General features: G+C 62.9%; 7 protein-coding genes. 6 read left to right on the forward strand and 1 reads right to left on the reverse strand.

Features of this window, described 5'->3' with window-relative positions:
* Positions 1-123 precede the first annotated feature (123 nt).
* The 3 genes from VJ464_29095 to VJ464_29105 all read left to right on the forward strand — a co-directional run bounded on the left by VJ464_29095 (position 124) and on the right by VJ464_29105 (position 4,159).
* Entirely contained in the window at positions 124-945 is an 822-nt protein-coding gene (locus VJ464_29095) for a DUF3142 domain-containing protein (GenBank protein HKQ09215.1), read from the forward strand.
* A gap of 5 nt (positions 946-950) precedes the next feature.
* Complete coding sequence (locus VJ464_29100; protein HKQ09216.1) at positions 951-3,245, forward strand: hypothetical protein; 2,295 nt, start codon at positions 951-953, stop codon at positions 3,243-3,245.
* Positions 3,246-3,334: 89 nt separating this feature from the next.
* The gene (locus VJ464_29105) at positions 3,335-4,159 is read left to right on the forward strand and encodes a crotonase/enoyl-CoA hydratase family protein (protein HKQ09217.1); all 825 of its coding nucleotides are present in this window, start codon (positions 3,335-3,337) and stop codon (positions 4,157-4,159) included.
* A gap of 10 nt (positions 4,160-4,169) precedes the next feature.
* Here VJ464_29105 and VJ464_29110 read toward each other — a convergent pair whose 3' ends face one another.
* On the reverse strand, positions 4,170-5,567 hold the full coding sequence (locus tag VJ464_29110) for an SUMF1/EgtB/PvdO family nonheme iron enzyme (GenBank protein ID HKQ09218.1): 1,398 nt from the start codon (positions 5,565-5,567) through the stop codon (positions 4,170-4,172).
* Between the two features lie 150 nt (positions 5,568-5,717).
* Here VJ464_29110 and egtD point away from each other — a divergent pair, with 150 nt between their 5' ends.
* From egtD to VJ464_29125, 3 genes are all read left to right on the forward strand, one after another.
* The gene (gene egtD / locus VJ464_29115; protein HKQ09219.1) at positions 5,718-6,749 is read left to right on the forward strand and encodes an L-histidine N(alpha)-methyltransferase; all 1,032 of its coding nucleotides are present in this window, start codon (positions 5,718-5,720) and stop codon (positions 6,747-6,749) included.
* Between the two features lie 86 nt (positions 6,750-6,835).
* Entirely contained in the window at positions 6,836-8,299 is a 1,464-nt protein-coding gene (locus VJ464_29120; protein ID HKQ09220.1) for a glutamate-cysteine ligase family protein, read from the forward strand.
* A 37-nt stretch (positions 8,300-8,336) separates the two neighbouring features.
* Positions 8,337-8,738: EamA family transporter (locus VJ464_29125; GenBank protein HKQ09221.1), on the forward strand; the 402-nt coding region annotated here is incomplete at its 3' end.

Consider the following 8,738-nt stretch of genomic DNA (forward strand, 5'->3'; position numbering starts at 1 on the left):
ATTCATCACAGCTATCACACCTTTCTGCATCCCATAATCCCTACGATCCTCATGCGCGACGGCGGCGGCTTTCCTTCGTCAGCGCGGTTGCTTATACTTGGCGGCGTCAACGACGAAACAGGCATGGCCCCGCAGCGAATAAAACGTGTCGTTATCCTCAGTGCCCTGGCCGCGGCGCTCGCCGTGACGGCGGCGCTGCTCGCTCTGCGGTGGCGGCCCGCGGCACTTGCGACGATCCGCCATGCTTCCATCGGCTCAGTCGATGACCGCTTGAGCGATCTGCCGCGCGTCATCTTGTGGGCCTGGGAGCGCCCCGAAGATTTGCGCTTCATCAACCCGCAAGCAACTGGCGTCGCCTATCTGGCCGCAACCATTCGCCTGCGCGGCGACCGCACCATCATCCGCCCGCGCTTGCAGCCGCTGCGGCTTGCGCCCGGCACACGTCGCGTCGCCGTCGCACGCATTGAAACCGGCAATCGCCCGCTCTATTCAGACGAGCAGCGCCGCCGCATCGTGGCCGAACTCATCGGGCTGGCCGGCGGCGAAAACGTCGAAGCCGTGCAGATCGATTTCGACGCGCTCACATCAGAGCGCCCTTTCTACCGCGCCCTGCTCGTTGATCTCAGAGGGCAACTGCCAAAGGCGGTGCGGCTATCGATCACGGCGCTGGCGTCGTGGTGCTATGGCGACAACTGGGTCGCCGACCTGCCGATTGATGAAGCCGTGCCGATGCTGTTTCGCATGGGCGCCGACCGCGAAAACATCCGGATGCGACTGAAAGCCGGCGACCCGTTCAGCGTTCCGCTTGCCCGCCACAGCCTCGGCATCTCGACCGACGAACCGATTGACGGGCTGCCCGCCGGTCGCCGCGTCTATGTCTTCAACCCGCGCCCCTGGTCTGCCGAAAGCGTCGGGCAAATTATCCGCGAGGTTCAGGAAAAGTAATGAATGTGACTAAGCGATTTTTTGATTGGCGAATCCTGCTGGTTATTCTGCTGGCCGTTGGTATTCTGCTGACGACGCGCCCGGCTCAAGGCTGTGGCCCGTTCGTGCTGCGCCAGGTCTTCACCTATGAAAAGCACCCGGACTTTCCGCTTACTAAATTCGCCGCCGGCGAGCTTGGCGTGATGCAGCCGACCTATGCGCGCTCTTACCTGGTGGTTGCCTATCGTTACTTCGCGGGCGCGGTGCTCGACGCCGCCGAGCAGAAAGCCGTGACCGCGGTGTGGGACGACCGCCTGGCGCAGACCTGGGACGCGGCCGGCGAAGACTGGCCGAAAGCCTGGCTCGACGCGCGCGCCAAAGTGACGACTGCCGCCAGGCCAGAGATCGGCGTCTTTCGCGCGGTCGAGAAGAAAGACCTCTACTTGAATTATCTGAACTGTACAGCCGACAGCTTCAAGAACGCCGCGGCGACGCTCAACCGGCTGATTGAAAAATATGGCCCGGCCAGTCCGGAGGCAAAGGACTGGGTCGCCACGCAGGATCAAGTCTTCGCCACTTGCGAAAAGGGCGAAGCGTTGCCGTCGCCCGCTGAAGGCTCAGCGTCGCCAACCATCCGCGCCAACCGCGCCTATCAGATCGCCGCCGCCAATTTCTATACTGGTAACTTCGATCAAGCCGAATCGCAGTTCAACGCTATCGCCTCCGACAGCGCATCGCCGTGGCGGGCGCTGGCGCCTTACCTGGTGGCGCGCACGCTGATTCGCAAAGCCACTTTGAGCGGCGGGGCGGGCGTGGCCGATCAAGCGACGCTCGGACGCGCCGAGGCGCAGCTTCGCAAAGTGATTGCCGACAAGAGCGAGAGCGCCCTTCATCCGTCGGCGCGCGGCCTGTTGAATTATGTGCGCCTGCGGCTCGCGCCCGAAGAGCGATTGAAGGAGCTTGCCGCCGACCTGCTCAGGAAGAGCAATGGTGCGACCTTCAAGCAGAGCATGATCGATTACACGCAGCTGCTCGACCGGCTGGTGGGCGACGCAGATGAGACCGAAGAGAACAAGAAGACCTTCGACAAGCTGCCGGCTGCGGTTCACAACGATGATCTGAGCGATTGGGCGCTGACCTTTCAGGTGCGAGACGCCGCCGCGCTCGAACACGCCGTGCAGCGATGGGAGAAGACGGCTTCGACGCCGTGGCTGGTCGCCGCGTTGACCAAAGTCAGCGCCGCGCACCCGAAGGCCGCCGCGCTCCTTGAAGCCGCAACTAAAATCAAGTCCGGCTCGCCGGCGTTCGCTTCTGTAAGCTATCACGCGCTTCGTTTGAACATCGAAGCGGGCCGCCGCGACGAGGCTCGCCGCGCGCTTGACGCGTTGCTTGCGGCGAACGCTCAGACGTTGCCGCCATCGGCGTTCAATCAATTCATGGCGCTGCGCATGAAAGTCGCGGCCAACCTCGACGAGTTCTTGAAGTACGCGCAGCGTGTGCCCGCGGGCTTCAGCTATGACGAAGACGGCAGAGAGTTGCCGGCGGACATGAGCGACTACGCCGATAAGCCGAAGCAGTCGGCGCGCAACAAGCTGAGCTGGGATGCGGACGCGGCGAGCGCCTTGAACGAAGCGATGCCGCTCGCGGTCTTGAAAGCGGCGGCGACCAACACGACCCTGGCAACGCACCTGCGGCGCGAGCTGGCGCTGGCCACCTGGGTGCGCGCCGCGCTGTTGGACGACGACGCGACGGCAAACGAGCTGGCGCCCGTGGCGGCCAGCCTCGCACCTGAGCTGAAAGAGCTGCTTGACGCTTACGTTGCCGCCGCCGACAAGCCGGCGAAGAAGTTCGCCGCCGTCTACCTAATCCTGAAATTTCCCGGCACGCGGCCACACGTTGACCCGGGCACGGGCCGCACGGTGACGCTCGACAAGATTGACGACTACCGCGACAACTGGTGGTGTGAGTATGGCCGCCCGGCTGATCCAGATAATCCCTCGATCAAGCAGGCTGCCAAGACCAGCCCCGCGCCGCTCTTTCTGACCGCCGCGCAGAAGACGGCGGCAAGCGCCGAGTGGAAGCGGCTCGCCGCGCTCGGCACCGCGCCAAATTATCTCTGCGCCCAAGCCATCAAGTGGGCGAATCTCAAGCCCGACGACCCGCGCGCTCCCGAAGCCTTGCACCTGGCAGTACGCTCGACACGCTACGGCTGCGCCAACGACCAGACCGGCGCCATGTCGAAGCAGGCCTACGACCTGCTGCACCGCAAGTACCCGAAGAGCGAATGGGCGCAGAAGACCAAATACTGGTTCAAAGGCTGAACCTTGATTTGAACTCTGCTAGCGCGCTTGACACTGCCTTCGGATTGCGTCAGCCTTGCGCTGAAAATCAGCGGCGAGGAGCGATTGCGATGAGCGACGAATACAAAGCCATCCGCCTTGAAAAGAGCGACCACGTAGCCGAAGTCATTTTGACAGGGCCGGGCAAAGGCAATGCGATGGGGCCGGACTTCTGGCGCGAGATGCCCGGCCTCTTTGCCCGCTTAGATCGTGACGAAGCGGTGCGCGCCATCATCGTGCGCGGCGCGGGCGAACAGTTCAGCTACGGCTTAGACCTTGCGGCGATGATGGGCAATCTCGCCCAGCCGGTTGATGGCGCACGCCCGGCGGCAGAGCGCACGGCGATGCTCGACATGGTTTTAGAAATGCAGCAGGCGTTCGACCGCGTCGAGGCGTGTCGCAAGCCGGTCATCGCGGCGGTCAGCGGCTGGTGCATCGGCGGCGGGCTCGATCTGATCGCTGCCTGTGACGTGCGGCTCTGCTCGAAAGAGGCGCGCTTCAGTCTGCGCGAAGTGAAGGTGGCCATCGTCGCCGACCTCGGCAGCCTGCAACGCTTGCCGCGCATCATCGGCGAAGGCAACACCCGCGAGCTGGCATTGACTGGAAAAGACATTGCCGCGGCGCGCGCCCTGGCGATGAATCTGGTCAACGAAGTTTACGAAACGCCCGAAGCTTTGCTGGACGCGGCGCGCGGCATGGCCCGCGAGATTGCGGCCAACCCGCCACTGGTGGTGCAGGGCATCAAGCGCGTGATGAATTACTGTGCCGACAAGTCTGTGAAAGATGGGCTGGAATACGTTGCGGTCTGGAACTCGGCCTTTCTGCAATCTGAAGACCTCGGCGAAGCGATGGCGGCATTTATGGAGCGCCGCCCACCGCGCTTCAAAGGCCGCTAACCTCTGCGACTCAGGCGTCCGCCGCGCAGCGGAAACCGGCGAAGGCCATGCGGAAACCGGGACGCCAGAAGTTGCGGAACGAAGTCCGCATCAGCGGCAATCGTGTCGCCCACGAGCCGCCTTTCAACACGCGATGGTCGCCATCGAACCATAGCTCGGAATACTCTGGATAAGGATAGGCGGCAAATCCTGGGTAGCCGTCGAAGACCGTCGCCGTCCACTCCCAGACGTTGCCGCTCATGTCGACGCAACCATAAGCGCTCGCGCCCTGCGCGTGCAGCGTCACGGGCGTCGTCCCCCAGCGGGCGAAGTTGTAATTGGCAACGCTTGCGCGGGCCGGGTCATTGCCCCAACTGAAACGGCGCTTCGTCTGCGCCGCCGCATCCCACGACGCCGCTTTCTCCCACTCGGCTTCTGTCGGCAAACGACGGCTTACGAAGCGCGCATAAGCCATCGCCTCGTACCAGTTCACGCCCGACACCGGATGATCGGGGCAGAGCGCGGTCTCTGCAAACATCTCGCGCACGCGCCACGGCGCGCCGTCGTCTTTGCGCGACCAGTAGAGCGGCGCGCGCACCTCATTCTTTTCTTTCCACGCCCAGCCGGCATCGTCCCACAGCGCGCGCGCCCGGTAACCGCCGGCGGCAATGAATTCGGCATACGCGCCACAGGTCACCGGGTAACGATCTATGCGAAAGCTATTCAATTCGACGATGTGCGGCGGCTGTTCGTTGTCATAAGCGAACGGGTAACCGCGCGAGCCGATCTCGCACGCGCCACCAGGGATGTAAACCATGTCAGCCGCTGGGGCCTCAGTAGGAGGCAGGAGGCAGGAGGCAGGAGGCAGGGTGCGGCATTCTGCATCCGTTGAACTGCCCACCACTGAACTGCTTCCTGCTTCCTGCTTCCTGCCTCCTGCTTCCTGCCTCCTGCTCCCTGTTTTCAATTCCGGCGCGAGCAGTTGCAGCAGGTAAGCAAGCGTCTCCTGGTGCTGATATTCATGCTCGATGATCAGATTGAAGATGTAGCCGTCACGCAGCAGCGGCTGCGACAGGTCATCATCAATCGAATGCAGAAAGCCCAGCACCTCTTCGCGCACGCGGTCGAGATAGCCTTCGATCTCGGAAATGGGCGGCAGGTTGTTGGCGTCTTCGCGCGGCGTTTTAATGGGATCGAAGACTGCGTCATAGCGCGGCGCAAAGGTCGGGTCGCCTTTGATGCGCTGCAATACCCAATAGGACTCGAAGGCGCCGACGTGGCCGAGGTGCCAGAGGATGGGGCGAAACCCGTCGGCGGGCGGGCGGCGCAGGTCGCTTTCGGCAATCACCAGGTCAAACATCGCGCGGGTGAACTCGCGCGACCGGCGCATATGGTCGGCGACCGCGTCCACGTCAAACGTACGAGCCATCAGAGCCTCTCCTTATTCGTGTCTTCGACAAATGCGATGCAGATTCCAATCGCCCGCCGCGTGGTTGGCACGCTGGCGAAACTAATATAGCATTGAACAAAGCAGCGAAGTTAGTTGCTGATTGGATGGAGTCAGTGAGGAGAAAGTTGAATGTCCGCTAACCCGAGCGCCGCGGCGCCTCACCGCCTGACCGTTCATCGACTGGTCGGCGACAGCGCAGCCGACGAATTCGCCGCCGACGTGCGCGCCGGATTGACTGCCCGGCCAAAGGCTCTGCCGCCGAAATACTTCTACGACGACCTCGGCTCTAAACTTTTCGAAGCCATCTGCCGCCTGCCCGAATATTATTTGACGCGCGCCGAAAGCGACATCCTCAGGCGTCATGCCGAGGCCATCATTGAAGCCGCGGGCGGCCCGGCGCGCTTGATCGAGCTGGGCAGCGGCAGCGCCGAAAAAACGCGCTACCTGATTGATGCGCTCTTGCAGCGCCAGCCCGAGCTGCATTACCTGCCGGTAGACATCTCGCCGGCCAGCCTCGAATCGAGCAGCCTTGAATTGTTGAAGTCGTACCCTGACCTGCGCATCACGGCTTATGCGGCAGACTACTTCACGGCGCTCGGGGCGCTGGCCGAAGCCGGGAAAAGTAAGCAGGATTACCGTCACACGATTGCCCTGTTTCTCGGCTCGAACATCGGCAACCTTGACGCGCAAGAGTCGCGCGCTTTCCTGCGAGCCGTGCGCCGAATGCTCGACACAGGCGATGCGCTGCTGCTCGGCGCGGATTTGAAGAAGCCGACAAGCCGCCTGATCCCGGCTTATGACGACGCGCTCGGCGTGACCGCGGCATTCAATCTCAACCTGCTGGCGCGCATCAATCGTGAGCTTGGCGGCGACTTCGACATCAAGCAGTTCGCGCACCGCGCCGTCTATAACGAGGACGAAGGGCGCGTCGAGATGCATCTGGTCAGCCGCGCGCCGCAAACGATTCGCCTGCGCGCCCTCGACCTTGAAATTCAGTTCGCGGCGGGCGAGACGATTCACACAGAGAACTCGTACAAGTTCGACGCCGGGCAACTCGCCGCCATGGCCCGCGATAGCGGCTTCGCGTTGCGCCGGACGTGGCACGACGAGGCCGAGCAGTTCAGCTTTAACCTGCTGGCGGCGGTCAGCCAAGCATCGTGACGGCGAACGCCGCCATGCCATCGGCATAACGAATAGAGTTTGCGTCCCGATTAGCTTCGCGCCGGTGATTGTTTCGAGAGGCTGCCATGCCATTTCAATTCATCCTTCCGGCCACACCGATTGCGCCCGGCGAGGCGATCAACACGGCGACCGACTTCGCGCGCTTCTTCGCCGCCGGCAGCCGACCGGCGAGTGACTGGGCGGTTGGCGCCGAGCTGGAATTGATCGGCTTCACTGCCGACACGCTCGAACGCCTCGGCCCGCAACAAATCCAGGCGGTCATCCGCGGCTTTGACGATCAGATCAGCCGCCGCGTCGTCGAGCATGGCTACGTCACCGAAGCTCTGCTCGACGACGCGGCGGCGAGGCGACGCGGGGACGCGGGGAAAGAAGAAGCATACGATCAGGGAACCACGGTCGCCGCGCCGCCGCGCCGCCGCGCCGCCGCGTCGCCTCTGGGGAGGCTGACTTTAGAGCCGGGCGGGCAGGTCGAATTTTCGGGCGCGGCGCAGGCTTCGCTGGTTGAAATTGAGCGCGGCCTGCGGCAATTCACCGGACGGCTGGCTGAGATTGCCGCCGTCGAAAAGCTGATCTTTGTGACGCTCGGCTTCGACCCGTTGCGGCAGAGCGGAGAGCAGCGATGGATTCCTAAAGCGCGCTACCAGATCATGCGGCCTTACTTGAAAGCGCGCGGCGCGCGCGCCTGGGACATGATGTGCCGCACGGCAGCCATTCAAGTCAATCTGGATTACAGCGACCTCGAAGACCTCGCCCGCAAGTTTCAACTGGCGACGCGATTGGCGCCGGTCGCCGCGGCGATGTTTGCCAACTCGCCGTTTGAAAACGGCAAGCTGTCGGGATACAAATCCACACGCTATCGCGCATGGCTCGACACCGACCCCGACCGCACGGGGCCGTCGCCGGTGGGTCTCGGTGATGACTTCAGCATCGAGCGGTTTGTTGATTATGTCGCCGGTGTGCCGATGTTCTTCGTGCGGCGCGAAGGCGATTACATTGATCTGGCGGGCCATTCGTTCAGCGAGTACCTGGCCGGTTGCGGCTGCCCGATGACGCCAATCTTTCAAGACTTCACTGACCACCTGACGACGATCTTCACCGAAGCGCGCCTGAAGCCGCACATCGAGCAGCGCAGCATGGATTGTGGCTCGACCGAGATGGTGATGGGGGCGATGGCCTTTTGGAAAGGCTTGATGTACGACCAGGCGGCGCTGCAAGAAGCCATGCGGCTGGCGCCACGGCTGACGCGCGGCGAGTATGCGGCGCTTCAGCTGGACGTGGCGCGGCGCGGGCTTGATGCTTCGATCAAAAACCTGCCACTCATCGCGATTGCCGGCGAAGCGATTGAAATTGCCCGCGCCGGTTTGCAGCGCATCGCCGCCGCCGAAACGCCTTACCTCGATCTGCTCGAAGAGCGCGTCACGCGGGAACGCCTGACCAACGCCGACATCCTGATCCGCAACTTCGAGGGCACCTGGCATGGCGACATCAGAAAGGCGATTGCGGATTGCGGATTGCGGATTGCGGATTAAAGGGCAAGCCGAAGCCGCTGGCGGTTGGAAAGGCTCAATGAACAGCGACACACCTGAATCAGCACAATTACTTCCGCAATCCGCAATCCGCAATCCGCAATCCGCAATGGACACTCCCCGCAACCCCCAACTTACTGGCCTCTTGCTCGTGCTCACAGCCGCTGCGCTGTGGGGGACCCTTGGCACGTTCTACAAGCTTAGCACCGATACCTTCGGGCTGACCCCTCTCACCGTGGTCTTCTGGCGGGCAGCTCTCGCCGGCCTTGTACTTGCCATCGTCCTCGGCATTATCTTCCCTCTCCTCGGCAAAGGCTGGTCGGCCCTGCGCGTGCGCCGTACCGATCTGCCCGTCTTCATCACGTTCGGCCTCCTCGGCGTCACGGCCTTCTACCTGCTCTACATCTACGCCGTCGTACTGGTCGGCGTGGCCGTGGCGGTC

It is taken from the genome of Blastocatellia bacterium, assembly GCA_035275065.1.
In the GTDB taxonomy this organism is placed as follows: Bacteria; Acidobacteriota; Blastocatellia; order UBA7656; family UBA7656; genus DATENM01.